We start from the raw sequence: 18,089 nt of genomic DNA on the forward strand, positions 1-18,089 counted from the left end.
GCCATAGGGGCGAGGATGGGGCGAGTTGCGGGGACCTGCACTTTCAAGAAGTGTGCTTCCTTGGACTGGATGGCGATCACCGCATCTGCGCGCGACAACAGAGCAATCTCTGTCTCTCGGTCGAGATCGGCAACGGAATCACGCCCATCCGCTTGCCCGGTTCGGCTATGGAACAAGTCATGCATGATGATTGCGGAAGGGTGTTCGGGTAGGAGCGTAAGAGCCTCGGCCTGGAATGCGTAATCGGCGATAACGATATCGGTCACGCCGGAAGCGCGTTGGCGCACGAAGGCGCGGTCGGCCTCCGTCCAGGGTACGGCGATCGCGTAGGGACGCGGCCGGTCGGAAACCAAGGAACCTTGCAGTCCCAGTCGCCGCGCCAATCGCGATAAGACGGCGCGCAAGGCGTCCAGTCCGACGCGCGGGTCACGCGCTACGACCCAGTCTCCGATACGCGATACGCCGCGTATGACGTGACTTTCGAACACACCCATTTCCGGGCGCATGCGCATGAACGGCCAACGCCCCATGAGATCGGGCGATGGCTGCAGCAGATGCGGCGTGAAGCCGGCGCGACGCACTGCACCTGCCAAGTCTAGCAGGTAAGCGCTGCTGCCGTTGGTCCGCCCGGCGATGCGCTGGCGGCTGACGAACAGGACGTGGCCCTTGGTCCGCCCGAAAGCAGTGTCGCTGGATGCGTGGAGCATGATCGATCCGTGACTTGGCGCTGGAATTCGCGCGGGCGACCTGGCCGCCGCCCATCGCTCCAGAAACGGAGACAGGGGCGGGCCGGGTGAAGGGCGTAAGGCGACGCGCAAGTTCGTGCGTCTCACGTGCCATGAGATTGGGGTGGCTGCGGGGTGGGCACTGCCTTGGCGTGCAAGGGCAAGATCTGTGCGCTCAGCCAGCGCCGTAGCGCAGGGTCGATCGTCGAACCGATTAGCCACGCGGCACCCACTGCGCTGCAGGCGGTTATGATCAACAGCATTACGAAGCCGGGTGGGGCTAGGCCAAGGGACCTGAAGCCTGGCGGTAAAACTGTCTCGATAATGTGCTTTATCGGCACGTGGATGGCGTAAAGGGGATAGGAGATCATACCCAGCCACGCTGCCATTTTTTCCTGATGCATCGTGGGCTTTGTCACGCTGGACAGCATGACCAATGCCGGAGATAGCAACAGGACAAAGAGCAGATCATAGGCCGCCCGCGCCGCGCCCTCGAAAGCGGGGGCGAGCAGCGTCAGGCATGCCAGCATTAACCAGGGCATGGGTATCCGGGGAACGCGGGCCATCCAATGCCGCCGGGTACGGTGCAGCAGCAGGCCCAGCGCAAAGGAGAAAGCGATGCGGGCCAGTGCGACAGGCCAATCGCCCAAAACTACGCCTCTATCGAGATTGCCGACGAGCACGACGGATGCCGCCAGCCCCGCCAGTCCGGCAAAGCATATGGACGTCAGCGCCCGATCTATCCGTCGTCCGGTTTCCGCTTCGCTCTTTCTGGCGGTACCCGTGCGGATGCCAAATGCATATACGGCATTGGCTGCTAGTTCGTAGAAAAGGGACCAGGCTGGCGGATTGAACAGGAATATGCCCCAAGGCACCAGGACATTCGGCAATATCAGCAGGTTGGCCGGAAGCGAAGTGGCGATTGCAAAAAATCCCGGCGCATCATCAAGGTCGAGCAAACGCTGCGAGAGCGCAACAGCGAAGCCTGCCAACGTACCGATCGCGATCACCGGCTGTAGTCTTATGAAGCGCGCGATCATGAAGTTTGGCACTGATAACGATGCCCGCAATTTCTCCTCATAGGCATGGGATATGACGAAGCCGCTGAGTACGAAGAACAAATCCACCGCAAGATAGCCACTGTCGAAAGCATTCAAGGCACTGGCCGGGCCGTCTGGCGTCTTTAAATTGTGCAAGTGATAGAACAATACTGCAAATGCAGCTGCCCCTCGAAGCGCGTCGAGCGCAAGATAGCGGTGGGGGTGTCCACCAGAACCTGCAGAAGATAGGCCGTCAGTCGGCATAGTAGCCCTTGAACTTTTTGTAGTAGCCAAACGCGTCGGTCAGTCCGGCACAGGCGTATTCCTTGATATTCACGAGGCTGAGCGCGACGCCGCCGACTTTACTCCCGTTGTGCGACAGCAAGTCGAGCGCCGTACGCACTGCCTTGAGCGGCGTCGTCCGCCACCGTGCGACTACGAGCGTCGTATCGGAAAGACGCGAGACGATACGGGTTTCGGCGACGCCCAGCACAGGAGCAGAATCGATGATGACGATGTCGAAGCGGACCCGCAGCGCCGTCAGGAGCGCGGTCATTGCCTCTTCGGTAATCACGTCGTGTGGGCTTGACTGGCCCAGCGTGGTAAGAATTTGCAAGCCGGTGCGGTCGTCGGCGATTAGGGCTTCTTCAAGCGGAAGCGAGCCGTCCAGCACCCGGAACAGGCCTTCACGCTCGCGCCCGGGCGCAAGGGCATCGGATGTCGAGTGATGACGCACGTCGGCGTCGACGAGCACGACCTTATGCTTTCCCGTCGCCAGTGTACGCGCCAGACACATCGATGTGGTCGACTTGCCTTCACGGGGGAGGGCTGAGGTTATGGTGACGACCGCCGCACCCTGCTCGCTTCCGAAATGGCCGATGCCGAGGTACGTGGCCAAGTTGCGCAGGCTCTCGGTGAAAAGCGACATGCTGCGGATCGTTACGTAGTCCTGCGGGGTGATATCCCGCGTCTTTGATTGTGTAGCGGAGGCGAGGGTCGGGATTGCACCGGCGTAGACTGCGCAGAGGCCGCCTTCGATATCGGCGCGGGTCGCGACCGTGTCCTCCACATATTCGGCGATGCCGGTTGCCAGCCCTGCGACAAAAAGTGCAGCGACGAATCCGGCCAAGGCGCCGACGAGGTAGTTCGGCGAAGAAGGAGCGCCGGGCGGGCGGGCCTGCGTGGCGATGCTGGCATCCGCGTTGGGCAGCTCACCGGCTTGTGCGGTTTCCTTGGCGCGGGTAAGATAGGCGCTGTAAATCGCCCGGCTTGCTTCGGCCCTGCGCTCCAGTTCGAGCCGGCCCACTTGTGCGGATCCGTTCTGCACTAGCGAACCTTTCGCTTGCGCACGGCTTTCCAGAAGCGAGGCGAGGCGGGAGGCGGCGATCTGCACATCGGCTCGGAGGCCAGATACGATGCGTCCCAGTTCGGCGCTCAGCTGCCCGCGCACATCAGCCAGTTCATCGCGCGCCTGCACCACGTCCGGGTGCAACGCGCCGTAGCGGGCATCGAGCTGTGCGAGCCGGGCGCTGGCCTGCGCTTCTTGTTGGCGCAGTTGCCGAATGGTGTCGGATGCAAGGGCGGAACCGATGTCGGCACCGCCCCCCCCGTGCGCAATCTGTGCTTGTGCTGCGCTCAGTTTGCCGCGCTGCTCGGCAAGCTGAGCCTGAGCATCGGCGATCTGGCGATTGAGCTCTGACACTTCCTGCTCGGCCATGGTCGCGCCTTCCGCGCTCATCAGATTATGACGGATCATGTATTGCTGCAACGCGGCATCGTCTGACACGGCATGTTTGCGCAGAGCAGCCGCCTGGCTTTCGACGTAGCGGGCCGACTGCGCGTTGCGCATCTGCTTCTTGGCCGAATCGAGGCCGATGTAGCGGCGGGCGAGCGCATTGGCGATGAGCGCCGCCAGTTCCGGATCCGCCGACGAAGCCGTGATTTCGACAAGATACGTCACGCCTACGCGCCGCACGTAGCTGTGGGCGAGGAGCATGCCGGCAGCGCGCCGTTCGGCTGGGGTGATGGCGGCGACTTGCTCCCCAGCGCCTGTGGCTCCGTAGATTTCTGCACCGGGAGCAGAGGAGGGAATAGACGTTGCGGCAGGGCCATTGTCGTTGCCACCGAATTCGGGAATTCGATCGAGCCTGAGGCTGCGCACCACGTCGAGCGTTAAGGTGGGGGAGCGGATGATCTGGACGGCGGTGTCGATCAGGTTGTCATCCGCAGGAGCGACGAAACCACGATCGTTCACTTTGACCGGCTGCGCCTCACGTGGTTCGAGTAGAAGCGCGCTTGTCGCAATATAGGTGCGTGGTAGCATGCTGATGGCCAGCGCTGCGGTTGCTAGCGTAGCGAGGAACGCCATCGCAAAAATCCAGCGGCGTCGAAAGAATAGAGCGCCGATTTCGGAGGGATCTGGCAGTAGACGCTTTGACGCGACGATAGATATTTCGTCCGCTGCAGCGTCATGAGTCCTGTTACTCAAGACGTTCCTCCAAATAGGATCTTGTACGTATTGAAGGTATAGTCGGTAGATGCCTAAGCAGTTCGCCAACAAAGCGTTGTGGGCGTCTTAGGGACAATGCCGATGCACCCCGCCGCTGGGAACAGAATTTCGCTCCGTTTTGGAGCAAGTTTGGGGGTTTTCAGATGGAAACGGATCAAAGTCGCGCAGCGTCACTCGCCTATCTCGTGCATGATCTTGACGATGCTGCGGTTCGCCGCCGCGTGGACTTGCTTGCGGGAGAAGGATTCGTGGTGGGTCTTGGCGGTTTTCGCAGGCATCCCGAAGAAGTGACAGGGGCGACCGGGGCGTATCCGCCAAGCTTTTCCGCGCACACGACTTCGGGGTGCGGCGTCTTGGATCTTGGGCAGACGATGGATGCTCGGCTTGGCCAACGTCTAGTCGCGGTGACGAAACGGATGCTGTCGCCGGGCACGATGCGGGATCTTTGTGCCGGTGCGCCGGTAATCGTCGCCCGCAACCTTGAGATGCTGGTGCTGGCTTGGCGCATACGCCGGCCGCAGCAAAGGCTGGTCTACGAATGCCTGGACATCCATCGGCTTATGTTGGGATCGGGCGGCAAGTCGCGGTTGATGCGATGGATCGAACGGCGACTGCTGGCGCGGACAGACCTTGTCATCGTTAGTTCACCTGCGTTCGCGCGCGATTACTTCGCTACGCGGCAGGGGCGGCGCGAAAGGGTGTTGCTGGTCGAGAACAAGGTGCCAGTGGAGCGCCGGGCGGTTTCGGCAGTGGAGCGGCGCGTCGGCGACGGTACGGTATGGACGATCGGCTGGTTCGGGATGCTGCGATGCCGCAAGACGCTGGAACAGCTTGCCGGCCTAGCTGCATCGTCGCGCGGTCGGATCAAGGTCGTGATCGCCGGTATCGCCAGTCCGGCTGAATTCCCGGACTTTCCTGCGCAAGTGGCTGCGCTTCCCGGGCTGCGCTATCTCGGGCCGTTCAGGCAGAACGACCTCGCGAGCCTTTACGACAAGGTCGATTTCGTCTGGGCCATCGATTACTTCGAGCAAGGGCTCAATTCCGACTGGCTGTTGCCCAACCGCCTTTATGAAGGGCTCGCGAACGGGGTCCCTCCGATCGCGCTCAAGGGGGTGGAGACTGGTCGTTGGTTGCAGCAGCACGGTGTCGGCGTGCTGGTCCACGATCCCGTAGCTGAGCTTCCGGAGCTGTTGGCCAACCTGACCTCATCTGCGCACGGCCTGATGGGCGAGGCGATAGCGATCTTGCCCGAGCATGCATTATACCAGACTTCGGCAGAGCGCCGCGAGATCGTGGCTGCCATCGCGGGACATGCCCGGAACGAGGCGATTGTCTGTGTCTGAGGCTTCACCCATATTCGAGGTTTCGCGCGCGCCTGAGGTGGGGCCTTCCTTTGGAGAGAGCCGCAACAGCGACGTGCTGATTGTAGTGCCTTGTCTTAATGAGGAAGCGCACCTGCCGGCTTTGCTGGGGGGCTTGCTGGGCAATGCGCACGGCGCTCTGGTGGTCGTGGCCGATGGCGGGAGCGTTGATGCTAGCCGGGAGATCGTCATGGCTCTAGGCCGCAAACATCCCAACCTCGTGCTTCTGGACAACCCGCAGCGGATACAGAGCGCGGCGGTCAATTTGGCTGCCCGCCGTTTTGGCGCAGGACGCAACTGGCTGCTGCGCATCGATGCCCATGCTCATTATCCCGACGGGTTTCTGGATAATCTACGCCTGTCTGCCGGAAGCATGCGGGCCAGTTCCGTTGTCGTGCCGATGGTCACGAGCGGGACCGCTTGCTTCCAGAAGGCGGCGGCGGCGGCGCAGAACTCCGTGCTGGGTACGGGCGGCGCGCCGCATCGTCACCTTGGGCGCGGGCAGTGGGTCGATCACGGCCACCATGCCTTGTTCGACCTCAGGTTGTTCATGGCCGTGGGCGGCTACGACGAGGGTTTTGCCGCCAATGAGGATTCCGAACTGGACCGCAGGTTGATCGCGGCGGGCGGGCGGATCTGGCTCGAACCGCAAGCGGCGATCACTTACTTCCCGCGGCGCACGATGGGGGCGTTGTTTCGGCAATATCGCAAGTACGGCATCGGCCGTGCGCGTAACCTCAAGCGTCACCCGGCCCCGGTGAAGCTACGCCAGATGTTGCCGCTGGCGGTGGTGCCCTCGATCCTGGTGGCGCTGACGGGGCTCGCGTTGGCGCTGCTTCGGGTTGAGGCACTGGTACTTGTATTACCCATGCTATGTTGGCTGGTGGGTGCGTTGGTGGCCGGGGCCATGTTGGGCTGGCGTGCGCGTTCGTTGTGCGATGCCGGCGCCGGTGTTGCAGCGTTGACGATGCATGCCGGATGGTCGCTTGGCTTCATTGAGGAGGCGCTGAGCAGGCAGCGATTGCCCAACCCACCGCAGCCGTTGGGGTTTGAAAGCGTGGCTCTGCCGGATATGAATGGCGGGCGCCGAGTTTCCGGAGAGGTTTTGATCGCCTAGCGTCTGCGCATGTCGCCCAGGTATGGCGAGTCGTGCGATAAAAGGCGGCTTGGAAAAACCGACGCCTGCCTCCTATTCGTTGCGAGGCTGGCAAGCGGTTATTTGCCCCAGCCGTCGACCCGGGCCGCGCGTTCCTGTGCAGCGTCGAGGGGGGCGCCGACCGCCATGTCCTGGGCTGCCGTCATCAACTCGATCGCTGCCGAGCCGGCCTGCCGGTACTCGCCGCTTTCGCGCTGGCCGCTGGCCATGGTGCGTTCGAGCGTCCACTCACCCTTGGACTTGCAGGCGATGCCCGAAGTCGCGCCGGCATCGTAGACGCGGCAATATTCGCCGCCTTCGCGCCGGAAGCTGGACAGGATGCGCAATGCGCTCGGCTCGTTGGATGCGAGCTGCGTGTCCAGGCCGCGCGCGAGCGAACCCGATGCCACTAGCGCTCCATTGCGTTCGGTTACCAGGCTGCCCCCCAAGAACTGCGTGCCTAGCACCAGGCCCAACACGAGTGAGGCGGCGATGCCGGCGCCTATGCCCCAGCGTCGAGGAGCAGGGTTTTGCACGAACTTTGCCTCCTTGGCGTCCGCTTCGCGGCGCGCACGGGCGGCAGCGAAGTCCAGCACGCGTGCGGGCTGTGCTTGCATTTGAGGGGCCGCTTGCGTGGCAGGAGGGGTATCGATCATGTCCTGCTCCGTCTCCTCCGCTGCGGCTGCTGCGATCATAAGCGACAGGCTTTCGGGCACCGGTTCGCTCGCCACGGGATCGAGGTGACCGCGCAGCATGGCGCGTAGTTGCTGCTCGGAGTCGATCCTTGCAGCCAGCACCGGGTCGGCTGCGATGGCTGCGGCCATGCGGGCAGCATCGGTGCCGGACATCTCGCCATCGGCAAAGGCCATGAGTTCTTCATTGGTTACGCTCACGCCATGTCTCCCAGTTCGCGCATCAGCGCCTCGCGGCCGCGCCCCAAGCGCGAGGTCAGGGTGCCTTGCGGCACGCCGATGATCTCGGCTGCTTCCTTGTACGAAAAGCCCTCGACCAGCACGAGCACCACGGCTTCGCGCTGTTCCTCGGGCAGGCGGGCCAGAGCGCGGCCGATATTGCCCAGTTCCACCAGGTTTTCCGCATCGCGGTCGCCGGCCATGCCCACGTTCGCACCTTCTTCTTCATGGGCGAAAGTCTGCGAACGCCGCGTCCTTGCCCGTATCTCGTCAATCCACTGGTTACGCATGATCCTGTACACCCACGCATCGAGCCGCGTGCCCTCCTGCCACTGCTGGCGGGACTTGAGCGCGCGCTCCACGGTTTGCTGGCACAAGTCGTCGGCGTCGGCCGCATCATGGGTGAGGCCGCGTGCGAAGCGCCGCAGGCGCGGCAGCAGGGCTGTCAGCTCTTCACAGAAGCGGTTGTTGCTCATCGATTTCTCTTGCCTGGGGATGAAACGGATGGACAGCTGCGTTTCATCCCTGAGTGCTACGAATTTTCGCGACGGACAAGCTGATGCAACGACGTGCCTTAACATATTTGGTCCTGACGGCGGCGCTGGTGGCCGTCCCGGTACGTGCGCAACTGGGCGGCGCGATTGATCCTTTGGGCAATGCGGTGGGCAGGGTCGGGGATGCAGTGGGCGGGGCAGTGCGTGATATTACTACCCCCGCGTTGGAGCCGCTGGGCGAGGCAGTCGGCAGCGTGCGTAAGCTGGCACGCGACAGGGCGCTGCGGCTGGCGCGGCTGGTGTCCGACCATGGCGACCGGGTGGAATGGGACGAGCAACGCCAGCCCGCCGTGCGCGGAGAGGCGCTGCTGCTCGATCCTGATCCTGCTTCGCTGGAAGTGGTGCGGGGCCAGGGTTACGCGGTGATCGAGCAAGGAACGCTCGACGGGTTGGGCGTGGCCTATGCGCGGCTGGGCGTGCCCCTTGGGATTCCGCTTGGCAAGGCGGTGGAGGCTTTGCGCAAGGCGCTGCCGGGACGCGAGATTACGGCGGACCAGCTCCATTTTCCCGCTGGCAGGAGCGCCAAGAACGAGGCTGGCGCGGCATCGTCCACGGCGCTGCCGCGAGGCGGTACGGTGGGGGTGATCGACGGCGGCATTATTGCCTCGGATGCAGGGGCGCGGCGTCTCGTTTCCCGGCATTCCTTTGCATCGGGGACGAAGGCCAGCGATCATGCCAGCGCCATCGCCTCGCTGCTGACCGGCGCAGGTACGGCGCGGATTTATGGTGCGGATGTCTATGGCAGCGATCCGGCGGGCGGTAATGCTCTGGCCATCGCCAAGGCGCTGGGCTGGATGCAGGGGCAGGGCGTTCCGGTGGTGTCGATCAGCCTAGTGGGGCCGTCGAATCCGCTGCTGGCGCGGGCTGTCGCGGCCGCGCTGGGCAAGGGGATGGTGATCGTCGCCGCAGTCGGCAACGACGGCGCGGCCGCGCCGCCAGCCTATCCGGCCTCTTATCCCGGCGTAGTCGCGGTGACAGGCGTGGATGGAGCAGGCCGCGTACTGATCGAGGCGGGCCGCGCCGCGCACCTCGATTACGCGGCGCCGGGGGCCGACATGTCAGCACTCGTGCCGGGCCGGGGCCGGGTGTCCTTGCGCGGGACCTCCTATGCAGCCCCTCTTGCCGCCTCGCGCATTGCTGCCCGGCTGGCGGCGGGTGATGGCGCGCAGGGGTTCAAATCCGTGGATGCCGAGGCGCTCAAGGGGACGCGGCGCACCGGGCGCGGGGTACTCTGCAATATTTGTCGCTCGGGTCTTTAGGGAAAAAATCGGAAAAATCGCATCCACCACGGATGAAAGTGAAAGGCTCACCCGTTCCTTCCTTCAGAGACCCCCGAGGCAGGAGACCTGCTCCGGGATTGAACAACAAAGGAAGGAGCATACCCATGAACAAGCTCAACCTCGGGACCGCGATCACCGCTCTTGGTGCAACCCTCGCTATCTTCGCCATGCCAGGCGTGGCCAAAGCGCAGCTGCTGGGCGGTGGTGGAGTTGGCGGCGGTGGCGGTCTGGGCGGCTCGCTCGGCGGCGGCATTGGCGGTTCGCTGGGAGGCACCATCGGCGGTGTCGGCAGCTCGATCGATGGAGCCGCCAGCGGTGCCGGTGACATCAGCGCTTCGCGCGCTGGCCGCAGCGTTTCCTCGCGTGCAAATGGCAGCGGCAGGGCCAGCAAGTCGGTGAAGACCCCGCAGGTGTCCGCCCCTGACACTTCCGCTGCGACTGGCGCGCTCGAAGGCGCCCGCTCGGAGGCTGGCGGTCTTGCCGGGGCCACGCGTTCGGCCGCAGGCAATGCCGTCGGGGCCCTGAACTCGGTGAGCGGCAGCGCTTCCGGCTCGGGCACTGCGATGGGTTCGCTGACTGGTTCGAATGCCAGTGGCTCTGCATCGGGTTCCGGCGGGGGCAGCCTGACGGGCGGTACTCCGACGTCGCCGATCGATGCGGCGGGCACTGCCTCGCAGGTTGCCGGCACCGCTGCCGGTGCAGCCAGCGCTGCCCGTTCGGTCGGGACCGAAAAGGCGCGGGGCGTCGGCAGCAAGGCACGCGATACGGCAAGCAGCGTGTCGGACAGTTCGGCGACCGGTTCAGGTAGTGGCTCGGCTACGGCAAACGCTGGCAAGCACAGCGCCACTGCTACGGGCTCGGGCAGCGGCTCGGCTTCGAAGAGCGGGGCCAGCGGCTCCGTCAATCTGGGCGTGAGCGGCGGCGGCACCGAGCAGTAATTATTTCGACCTGATCCGCCGCGTTACCATGCCCCCCACCGACTGCGCGGCAGGGCAGCGCCCCCCGGGAGACCCACTCTCTCCCGGGGGCGTTTCTGCGCGTCCGAAGCCGGTCGATCTTGCTGTTTTCAGACCAGATAACGTTCGATTTTCCGCCACGCGGCCAGCTTCGCCGCACGCGGCATGCCCGCATATGCGGCGCTGGACGAAGGCAGGTCGATCAAGCTCCAATTGCTGTCGCGCCCGCCCAACTGGCGCCTGCCCACTTTCGCTGCCGTCCCGCCGTTAAAACCGATGGCGCGCAGCCGCGGCAGCCTTTTTGCGAACTCCTCAAGGTCGCGTAGCGTGGGGCTGCGTATCGCCGTATCGAGGCTTCCTGCCCGCTGCGCGCTTGCGATCACATCCCAAAGGCCGACGCCGTGCGCCTTGAGTCCTTCCAGTCGCTGGGCATAGGGCCAGTGGGAGAAGTCCGTTTCGCCAAGCACTTCGCCTATAAGCCACCAGAATGCATTGGTCGGGTGGGCATAATATTCCCCGGCCGCCAACGAACGCTCGCCGGGTAGACTGCCGAGCAGGAGGACGCGCGTGTCGCCGTCGACGCTGGGCGGAAATGCGGATTTTAAGGTCGCTGCGGTCATGGCCTTTAGCGTTGGAGCCAGCGGGCGGTACTTCCCAGTTTTTGGTGGGTCTTCAAGCTGGTCAAGGGCGGTCAGGTTCGATTCTGCGCCCAGGTTCAATCAAGTTCAATTCAGCTTGATGGGATTTCCCTGTGTCAGGGAGTTGGAGATGTCTCAGGATCACCTGAGACATCTTGCACCGGCCAGCATGGCGGAGACGGAGAGATTCGAACTCTCGGTGCCCCCTTAAGGGCACGACGGTTTAGCAAACCGCTGGTTTCAGCCACTCACCCACGTCTCCGGATGCGGCTCAGGCGGGCCCTATAGCGAGACGTTTGGAGGGCGGCAAGGGGCGATCAACGAACAAATGTCGATTTCCGAAAAAGCTGCGGAAACCGGCGTTTGCCGATTCGCCCTGTCGCAAAACAGACTCGTGTCGTCGCCCGTTCATTGCGAGGTCAGGCGCGGTGGATTCTTGTGGGATGGCACCATTTTGGCCGCGCATGGGGCGCGGGGTGGGGAAGCGCCGGCGACAGGCCGGCAACGCAGGGCAGTACGCCACGGAAGGGTCATCTCATGACGAACCGCAAGAATATCATCGAAGCGGGCGCAAAGGCGGAACGTCGCCGACCGGCCGTGGGTCCGCTTTTTGCCGCAGTTTCGGCGCTGTTGGCTGTGGTCACGCCGTTGGCGCCGGCCATGGCGCAAGTCACGACCGTCGATCCCGATGCGGCGATCGATGCCGACATCAACCGCGGCACCACCTACTCCGCTGCACCGCAGGCGGCGCCCGGCAATGGCACACCGATCGAGGCGCCTGCGACCGACTGGAACGGCCAGCCGGTGCCAGCCGCGCCCGTGCCTTCGCCCACGACCCCGCCAGCGGTGGTCGCTGGCGACAGCAGTTCAACCTATCGTGAGGATGACCTGATCGGCGCCGCCGAGGGCGTATTCGGCAAGGGCGCCAAGGGTCTTGCCGACGTAATCCGCGACCTGCTGGCGAAGCAGGGCGAACCCAACGCCTATATCGTCGGGCGCGAGGCCGGCGGCGCCATTGCCGTAGGCCTGCGCTACGGTTCGGGCACGATGCACCATAAGGTCGAGGGTGAGCGCCCCGTCTACTGGACCGGCCCGTCGATCGGCTTTGATGCCGGCGCCAATGCCGGCAGCGCCTTTGTGCTGGTCTACAATCTTTACGACACGCAGGACCTTTACCACCGCTTCGGCGCGGGTGAGGGGCAGGCCTATCTGATCGGTGGATTTACCGTCAGCTACCTGCGGCGCGGCAACACCGTGCTGATCCCGGTGCGTGCCGGTGCGGGCCTGCGACTGGGCGCGAACATCGGCTATATGAAGTTTTCCGAAAAGCAGCGCTGGCTGCCGTTCTGATGAGGTTTAACGCCCGGCCAGCCATGGTCGGGCGTAATCTTGTTGCGCCTCCACAAGACTTTGCGCACTCGCCTGTTGCGCTGTCCGGCCAGCGGGGTTAATGGCCGCCCGCCATGCTCAATGACCTCAAGCAACAGCCCGCCGACGCGCTTCTCGCGCTGATCAAGCTCCACAACTCGGACCCGCGTGCCGACAAGATCGACCTCGGCGTCGGCGTGTACCGCACGGGGCAGGGCGACACGCCCGTGTTCGGCGCGATCAAGGCCGCCGAAGCGAAGCTTGTCGCCGAGCAGGACTCCAAGGCCTACCTCGGTCCCGAGGGCGACATGGGCTTTGTTGAGGCGCTCATGCCCTACATCTTCGGCAAGCAGGACCCCGCAATGGGTGGCCGTATCGAAGGTATGCAGACCCCCGGCGGCACCGGCTCGCTGCGCCTCGCACTCGCGATGGTGAAGCGTGCGGGTTACAACCGCGTGATCGTCGGCAAGCCCAGCTGGCCCAACCACAACCAGATCTGCGCCGACCTCGGCCTCGAAGTTTTCGAATTCAACCACGCCGCCGCTGATGGCTCGACCGATATGGACGCCCTGCGCGGCGCCCTTGGCCACGCGCAGGCCGGCGATGCCATCCTGCTGCACGGCTGCTGCCACAACCCCACCGGCATCGACTACACCAATGCTGAATGGGACGAGATCGCCGGTCTGATCCTGGACAGCAAGGTGCTGCCGATCCTGGACCTGGCCTATCAGGGTCTGGGCAAGGGCATGGAGGAGGACGCCTATGGCGTTCGCCGCGTTCTCGCCGCAGTGCCGGAAGCGCTGGTCTGCTATTCGTGCGACAAGAATTTCGGCCTCTACCGTGACCGTGTCGGCGCGCTCTATGCGATGGTCGTCGATCCGGCGGACTTGACCCGCGTGATGTCGAACGGCCATGCGCTGGCCCGTGCCAACTGGTCGCAGCCGCCAGATCACGGCGCTGCTGCAGTACGCCTCGTCCTTGCCGACGAAGCCCTGACCGCGCAGTGGCTCGATGAAGTCGCCCAGATGTGCGAGCGCATGCGCCAGGTCCGCGCGACCCTGGCTGCGGCCGGCAAGACCGGCGGTGTCGACCTGACCCCAATCGGCAGCCAGAACGGCATGTTCTCGATTATCCCGTTCACGCCCGAGCAGGTTCAGGAAATGCGGTCGAAGCACGGCGTCTATTTCGCTGCTTCGGGCCGCATTGCCGTGGCCGGTCTGACCGCCGCCAATATCGACAAGTTCATTGCCGCAGTCGCGGACGTGACAGCCTGACATGAACCGTCAGCCGGTTCTCGAAGGGGGCCGGCTGACGCTCCGGCCCCTCTTCCCGGAGGATTGGGAGGCGCTGTTCGCGCTCGCCTCCGATCCCGCGATCTGGGCTGTGCACCCGGCGCACGACCGCTGGCAGGAGCCGGTGTTCCGCGCATTCTTCGACGAAGCCATCGCCGCCGGCGGGGCTTTCGCGATCATCGACAAGGCCAGCGGCGAAATCGCCGGATCGACCCGCTACGGCGTGGCCGAGGCGGAAGCGCCCGGTGAGATCGAGATCGGTTGGTCGTTCCTGGCCCGCAAGTACTGGGGCAGGGGCTTTAACGCCGAATTCAAGCGCCTGATGCTCGCCCATGCGCTGGAGCATTTCGACCGGGTGACCTTCCAGGTCGGCGCCGATAACGTCGTTTCACGCAGGGCCATGGCGAACATCGGCGGCATTCTGACCGACCGCACCCGCAGTTACGAACGGGGCGGGGCGATGGTCGAGCACGTGATCTTCGAGATCACCCGCGAGAGTTTCGCGAAGGGCCCGCTGGCTTCATCCTGAACTGGCCCGGTTCCTCCCCGTCGCGGCGCGGCAGGGAGGACAGGCCTGTGATTTTCTTCAGAATAGTTCCTCGTCCAGCGCCATGACCGGCTCCGGGCCGGCTGCGATGCGGGCCGCGTGCAGGCCGGCGCGGGGGAGCATATAGGTGGCATAGTAGCGGGCCATCGCTGCGTAGGCCTGCGGCGTACGCGTTGCGCCCAGCGCCGGCGAGGCGGCCAGAATCCGCACCCACATCCAGCCCAGCGAAACCAGCGCGAAAAGGTGGAGGTACTCGGTCGCCGCCGCGCCCAGTCGGTCGGTGTCGCCAGCGGCCGCCGCGATGGTCTTGCTTGCGGTTTCGAGCAGGGCCAGCGCCTCGCGCATCTGTGCGACGAGAGGATCGGCGAGTGCCGGGTCTGCCTTGGCGAGGTCGGCGGCGATCATGTCCAGATAGGCGCGCAAGGGGGCGCCACCCTCCATCGTCACCTTGCGCGAGACGAGGTCCATGGCCTGGACGCCGTTGGTGCCCTCATAGATCTGGGTGATGCGCGCATCGCGCACGAACTGCTCCATCCCGGCCTCGTGGATGTAGCCATGACCGCCGAAGACCTGCTGGGCCAGCACCGTCGTCTCGAAGCCGAAGTCGGTGAAGGCGGCCTTGATTACGGGGGTAAGCAGCGCGACGTCGGCATGGGCGGCGGCGCTGACCTGCGGATCGGGGTGGCGGTCGGCCACATCCATGCGGATCGCGGTCCAGGCGGCCAGCGCACGGGCGGGTTCGACGAAGGCGCGGCCTGCCAGCAGCATTTTGCGCACGTCGGCATGGGCGATGATCGGCACCGGACCGCTTCCGTCAGCGCCGCGTCCCTGCAGGCGCTCGCGGGCATACGTAATAGCGGCCTGGGTCGCCGCGTCGGCAAGGCCAAGGCCCTGGATGCCGACGAACAGGCGCTCGGCGTTCATCATCGTGAACATCGCATTGAGCCCGCGCCCTGCCTCGCCGACCAGCCAGCCGGTGGCGCCATCATAGTTCATGACGCAGGTCGGTTGGGCGTGGATGCCCATCTTGTGCTCCAGCGCCCCCACCGACATCGCATTGCGCGTCGTCCAGTCGCCGGCTTCCCCCGGTAGGAGCTTGGGGACGAGGAACAGGCTGATGCCCTTCACCCCGGCCGGGGCATCGGGCAGGCGGGCTAGGACGAGGTGGACGACGTTGTTGCCGAAGTCCTGATCGCCCGAGGAGATGAATATCTTGGTTCCGATGACGGAGTAGCTGCCGTCGTCGCGCGGGTCGGCGCGGGTGCGCAGCAGGCCCAGGTCGGTGCCTGCCGAAGCCTCGGTCAAAGCCATTGCGCCGCACCATTCGCCGGTGACCAGCTTTTCGAGATAGGTCGCCTTGAGTTCGTCGGAGCCATGTGCGGCCAGTGCCTCGGCAGCGCCGCGTGTCAGGCCGGGGAACAGTCCGAACGACAGGTTCGCGGCCGAGACCATCTCGTCGAGCATGATCTGAACCGTGCGCGGCAGGCCCTGACCGCCGAACGCGGGGTCGCCGGCAAGGCCGGACCAACCGGCCGCGACGAATTCTGCGTAAGCCTCCGCGAAACCGGGGGCAGTGATGACCTGGCCGTCGACCAGCTTCGATCCTGCCGCATCGCCCGGCAGGTTGAGCGGGGCGAGGCGTTCGGCGCACATGCGCCCGGCCACCGTCAGTACTTCCGAGGCGAGGTCGGCGCTGGCATCCTCGAAGCCGGGAAGCTGCGCCATCTGGGCATCGAAATCGAGGACGTGCTCCAGCAGGAACCGCATCGTCGCGACGGGGGGCTGGTACGATGCAGGCATGTTTATCTCCGGTCTTCGACTACTTGCGCTGGATGTCGATTTTAATGTACCAAACGATCGTTACAATCAAGAGTGAGTGCCCGTTTGACCGTCAAAGTCGCCACTCTGCGAGAGGAGGAAGTGCTGGCCGCCGCTGCTGCGCTGTTCGCGGCGCGGGGGTTCGCCGCGACCAGCATCCGTGACATCGGCGAGCGGGTGGGATTGCTGGGCGGATCGCTCTATCACTACATCAAGAGCAAGGACGCGCTGTTCATCCGCATCCATGACCGTGCGCTGCAGTCGGCGGAGGAGCGCATTCGCGCGGCGATCGCAGGTGAGGAAGATCCTTCGCGGGCATTGGCGACGGCGTGCCGGGTGCTGCTGGAAATCCAGCTCGACCCGGCCTCACTGACGATGCCTTTGATGAATGACTTTCGTGCCGTACCGGAAAGCGTGCGGGCGCAACTGGTGGAACGGCGCGACGCCTTCGAGCAGGTGTTTGCCGATCTGGTGGAGGCGGCGCCCCTGCCAGCGGGCGTGGACCGCGCGGTTTATCGTATCCTGCTGCTGACCACCCTCAACACCGCGAGCACCTGGTATCGACCGGGCCGTCTGGGCCTCGACGAGATCGCGCAGCAGATATTGCGGGTCTATTCGGTCGAGGGCTGAGCATCTACCGGAAACGTTCCGGCCGGCGGTCAGGGTTTCTTCTGGACCACCCGGCACAGGCCTTCCTGCGCTACACTGGCGACCAGCTTGCCGGCCCGGTCGTAGATCGAACCGCGCGCAAAGCCTCTCGCGTGGCCGGCCCATGGGCTGTCCATCGCGTAGAGTAGCCAGTCATCCACCTGCGGGGTCGAATGGAACCACACCGCATGATCGAGGCTCGCGACCTGGAGACCGGGCGTAAAGAAATTGGGCGCATGAGGCAGTACTGCCGTGCCCACCAGCGCGAAGTCGCTGGCATAGGCGAGGACGATACGGTTCAAGGCATCATCTGCCTCCATCGGTGCGGCAAGGCGGAACCACAGGAACTGGCGGGGTGTACCGGAATTTTCGACCGCAGGTGGTCCGGGCCGGATTTCGAAGGCGGCGAGGCGGTCGAGCATGGCCTGCGGGAACTTTTGGCCAGCGGCGGCGAGGGCGGAAGTGAAGTCCGGGCATTGTTCCGGCCCCGGAACCGGCGGCATCGCGGCGGCGTGGGCGAAGCCTTCCTCGCGCCGGTGAAAAGATGCGGCAAGGTTGAGGATCGGCTTGCCGCCCTGCATGGCGACTACGCGGCGGTTGGCGAAACTGCCGCCGTCGAAATCGCGCAAGGTCCGGTAGATGATGGGCCGCGTGGTATCGCCCGCACGCAGGAAGTAGGCGTGGAGCGAGTGGGCCTGCTGCGTTTCCGCCACGCCGCGCGCAGCGGCCGCAAGGGCCTGGGCGACGACCTGCCCGCCGAACACCCGGCCCGGTCCCTCGGCCGAAGCGGCGCCCCGGAACAGGTCGGTGTCGATTTCGTCCACTTCCAGCAGGGTGCGTAGTTCGGCAACCGCTTCAGTCATGCGAGGCTCCTGCGACAGGCCCGTCCACCGGCGTTACCGGCGTGCCGGCCAGCCAGGCCTGCGCCTGCCGGTCGATCGAGAGCAGTTCCTCCAGCGTCTGTTCGATCGCGCGCTTCTGCTTGCGCAAGTCGCCGATGCGGTCCCCCACGCGGGTGCGCAGGGCGCGGACCTGTTCGTGGTGTTCGGGGTCTACGTCGTAGAGGTCGAGGAATTCCTTGATCTCGCGGATCGAGAATCCCAGCCGCTTGCCGCGCAGAATTAGCTGCATCCGTCCGATCTCGCGGCGTGAATAGATGCGCGTGGTGCCGACCCGCTGCGGCGAGATCAGGCCCTTGTCCTCGTAGAACCGCAAGGTGCGCATGGTGACGCCAAGTTGCGTCGCCGCATCCTGGATGCCGATCATCTCGGGATGGACAGCGGCAGGATTGCCAACGAAATCAGGGG

General features: G+C 64.7%; 17 protein-coding genes and 1 tRNA gene. 8 read left to right on the top strand and 10 right to left on the bottom strand.

All coding sequences use genetic code 11. From position 1 onward, the window contains the following. The 3 genes from GVL61_RS19485 to GVL61_RS19495 all read right to left on the bottom strand — a co-directional run. Window positions 1-707, bottom strand: a 707-nt coding sequence (locus GVL61_RS19485; protein WP_159982327.1) for a hypothetical protein, incomplete at its 3' end; no start/stop codon positions are given. Between the two features lie 122 nt (window positions 708-829). Next, window positions 830-2,029, bottom strand: a complete 1,200-nt coding sequence (locus GVL61_RS19490) for an acyltransferase (protein ID WP_159982328.1) — start codon at window positions 2,027-2,029, stop codon at window positions 830-832. Next, on the bottom strand, window positions 2,019-4,325 hold the full coding sequence (locus GVL61_RS19495) for a polysaccharide biosynthesis tyrosine autokinase (RefSeq protein ID WP_159982329.1): 2,307 nt from the start codon (window positions 4,323-4,325) through the stop codon (window positions 2,019-2,021). Before GVL61_RS19495 ends, GVL61_RS19490 begins: the two co-directional genes overlap by 11 nt. 92 nt (window positions 4,326-4,417) lie before the next feature. On the opposite strand from GVL61_RS19495, the gene GVL61_RS19500 reads away from it, so the two are divergent. Then, window positions 4,418-5,617, top strand: a complete 1,200-nt coding sequence (locus GVL61_RS19500; RefSeq protein ID WP_159982330.1) for a glycosyltransferase — start codon at window positions 4,418-4,420, stop codon at window positions 5,615-5,617. Further along, window positions 5,610-6,752 (top strand): glycosyltransferase family 2 protein, encoded by a 1,143-nt coding sequence (locus GVL61_RS19505; protein ID WP_235037807.1) that lies wholly within the window; start codon window positions 5,610-5,612, stop codon window positions 6,750-6,752. The genes GVL61_RS19500 and GVL61_RS19505 overlap by 8 nt, the downstream gene beginning before the upstream one ends. Before the next feature lie 98 nt (window positions 6,753-6,850). On the opposite strand, the gene GVL61_RS19510 is transcribed toward GVL61_RS19505, so the two are convergent. Both GVL61_RS19510 and GVL61_RS19515 read right to left on the bottom strand, forming a co-directional pair. Beyond that, window positions 6,851-7,663 (bottom strand): transcriptional regulator, encoded by an 813-nt coding sequence (locus GVL61_RS19510; RefSeq protein WP_159982332.1) that lies wholly within the window; start codon window positions 7,661-7,663, stop codon window positions 6,851-6,853. After that, a complete protein-coding gene (locus GVL61_RS19515; protein WP_159982333.1) occupies window positions 7,660-8,157 on the bottom strand; it encodes an RNA polymerase sigma factor in 498 nt (165 codons plus the stop codon). Before GVL61_RS19515 ends, GVL61_RS19510 begins: the two co-directional genes overlap by 4 nt. A gap of 83 nt (window positions 8,158-8,240) precedes the next feature. Between GVL61_RS19515 and GVL61_RS19520 the strand changes: the two genes are divergently transcribed. Both GVL61_RS19520 and GVL61_RS19525 read left to right on the top strand, forming a co-directional pair. Beyond that, complete coding sequence (locus GVL61_RS19520) at window positions 8,241-9,494, top strand: S8 family serine peptidase (RefSeq protein ID WP_159982334.1); 1,254 nt, start codon at window positions 8,241-8,243, stop codon at window positions 9,492-9,494. 125 nt (window positions 9,495-9,619) lie between these two features. Beyond that, entirely contained in the window at window positions 9,620-10,453 is an 834-nt protein-coding gene (locus tag GVL61_RS19525; protein WP_159982335.1) for a hypothetical protein, read from the top strand. Between the two features lie 128 nt (window positions 10,454-10,581). Here GVL61_RS19525 and GVL61_RS19530 read toward each other — a convergent pair whose 3' ends face one another. Next, window positions 10,582-11,091, bottom strand: coding sequence for a DNA-deoxyinosine glycosylase (locus GVL61_RS19530; RefSeq protein ID WP_159982383.1), 510 nt, complete (start codon window positions 11,089-11,091; stop codon window positions 10,582-10,584). 188 nt (window positions 11,092-11,279) lie between these two features. Beyond that, window positions 11,280-11,371: transfer RNA gene (locus GVL61_RS19535), tRNA-Ser, on the bottom strand. A gap of 275 nt (window positions 11,372-11,646) precedes the next feature. On the opposite strand from GVL61_RS19535, the gene GVL61_RS19540 reads away from it, so the two are divergent. The 3 genes from GVL61_RS19540 to GVL61_RS19550 all read left to right on the top strand — a co-directional run bounded on the left by GVL61_RS19540 (window position 11,647) and on the right by GVL61_RS19550 (window position 14,298). Beyond that, on the top strand, window positions 11,647-12,459 hold the full coding sequence (locus tag GVL61_RS19540) for a DUF1134 domain-containing protein (RefSeq protein WP_159982336.1): 813 nt from the start codon (window positions 11,647-11,649) through the stop codon (window positions 12,457-12,459). A gap of 113 nt (window positions 12,460-12,572) precedes the next feature. Continuing rightward, window positions 12,573-13,751: an aromatic amino acid transaminase gene (locus tag GVL61_RS19545; protein ID WP_159982337.1), complete on the top strand. Its 1,179-nt coding sequence runs from the start codon at window positions 12,573-12,575 to the stop codon at window positions 13,749-13,751. Between the two features lies 1 nt (window position 13,752). Beyond that, window positions 13,753-14,298 carry a GNAT family N-acetyltransferase gene (locus GVL61_RS19550; protein ID WP_159982338.1) on the top strand — a complete coding sequence of 182 codons (546 nt, stop codon included), beginning with the start codon at window positions 13,753-13,755 and terminating at the stop codon, window positions 14,296-14,298. Between the two features lie 57 nt (window positions 14,299-14,355). On the opposite strand, the gene GVL61_RS19555 is transcribed toward GVL61_RS19550, so the two are convergent. Beyond that, the gene (locus GVL61_RS19555; protein ID WP_159982339.1) at window positions 14,356-16,116 is read right to left on the bottom strand and encodes an acyl-CoA dehydrogenase; all 1,761 of its coding nucleotides are present in this window, start codon (window positions 16,114-16,116) and stop codon (window positions 14,356-14,358) included. An 84-nt stretch (window positions 16,117-16,200) separates the two neighbouring features. Between GVL61_RS19555 and GVL61_RS19560 the strand changes: the two genes are divergently transcribed. Next, window positions 16,201-16,764, top strand: coding sequence for a TetR/AcrR family transcriptional regulator (locus GVL61_RS19560; RefSeq protein ID WP_235037808.1), 564 nt, complete (start codon window positions 16,201-16,203; stop codon window positions 16,762-16,764). A gap of 29 nt (window positions 16,765-16,793) precedes the next feature. On the opposite strand, the gene GVL61_RS19565 is transcribed toward GVL61_RS19560, so the two are convergent. Continuing rightward, window positions 16,794-17,645, bottom strand: coding sequence for an acyl-CoA thioesterase II (locus tag GVL61_RS19565; protein ID WP_159982341.1), 852 nt, complete (start codon window positions 17,643-17,645; stop codon window positions 16,794-16,796). Then, a complete protein-coding gene (locus GVL61_RS19570; RefSeq protein ID WP_159982384.1) occupies window positions 17,638-18,048 on the bottom strand; it encodes a MerR family DNA-binding transcriptional regulator in 411 nt (136 codons plus the stop codon). The genes GVL61_RS19565 and GVL61_RS19570 overlap by 8 nt, the downstream gene beginning before the upstream one ends. Between the last annotated feature and the right edge of the window lie 41 nt (window positions 18,049-18,089).

Origin of the sequence: Novosphingobium sp. 18050, assembly GCF_902706195.1 — a bacterium.
In the GTDB taxonomy this organism is placed as follows: domain Bacteria; phylum Pseudomonadota; class Alphaproteobacteria; order Sphingomonadales; family Sphingomonadaceae; genus Novosphingobium.

What these genes read in the sequence shown, in the direction of transcription:
- GVL61_RS19490 (WP_159982328.1), bottom strand. Translation starts at nt 2,029, where the DNA reads ATGCCGACTGACGGCCTATCTTCTGCAGGTTCTGGTGGACACCCCCAC.
- GVL61_RS19500 (WP_159982330.1), top strand. Translation starts at nt 4,418, where the DNA reads ATGGAAACGGATCAAAGTCGCGCAGCGTCACTCGCCTATCTCGTGCAT.
- GVL61_RS19515 (WP_159982333.1), bottom strand. Translation starts at nt 8,157, where the DNA reads ATGAGCAACAACCGCTTCTGTGAAGAGCTGACAGCCCTGCTGCCGCGC.
- GVL61_RS19520 (WP_159982334.1), top strand. Translation starts at nt 8,241, where the DNA reads ATGCAACGACGTGCCTTAACATATTTGGTCCTGACGGCGGCGCTGGTG.
- GVL61_RS19525 (WP_159982335.1), top strand. Translation starts at nt 9,620, where the DNA reads ATGAACAAGCTCAACCTCGGGACCGCGATCACCGCTCTTGGTGCAACC.
- GVL61_RS19530 (WP_159982383.1), bottom strand. Translation starts at nt 11,091, where the DNA reads ATGACCGCAGCGACCTTAAAATCCGCATTTCCGCCCAGCGTCGACGGC.
- GVL61_RS19540 (WP_159982336.1), top strand. Translation starts at nt 11,647, where the DNA reads ATGACGAACCGCAAGAATATCATCGAAGCGGGCGCAAAGGCGGAACGT.
- GVL61_RS19545 (WP_159982337.1), top strand. Translation starts at nt 12,573, where the DNA reads ATGCTCAATGACCTCAAGCAACAGCCCGCCGACGCGCTTCTCGCGCTG.
- GVL61_RS19550 (WP_159982338.1), top strand. Translation starts at nt 13,753, where the DNA reads ATGAACCGTCAGCCGGTTCTCGAAGGGGGCCGGCTGACGCTCCGGCCC.
- GVL61_RS19555 (WP_159982339.1), bottom strand. Translation starts at nt 16,116, where the DNA reads ATGCCTGCATCGTACCAGCCCCCCGTCGCGACGATGCGGTTCCTGCTG.
- GVL61_RS19565 (WP_159982341.1), bottom strand. Translation starts at nt 17,645, where the DNA reads ATGACTGAAGCGGTTGCCGAACTACGCACCCTGCTGGAAGTGGACGAA.
- GVL61_RS19570 (WP_159982384.1), bottom strand. Translation starts at nt 18,048, where the DNA reads ATGATCGGCATCCAGGATGCGGCGACGCAACTTGGCGTCACCATGCGC.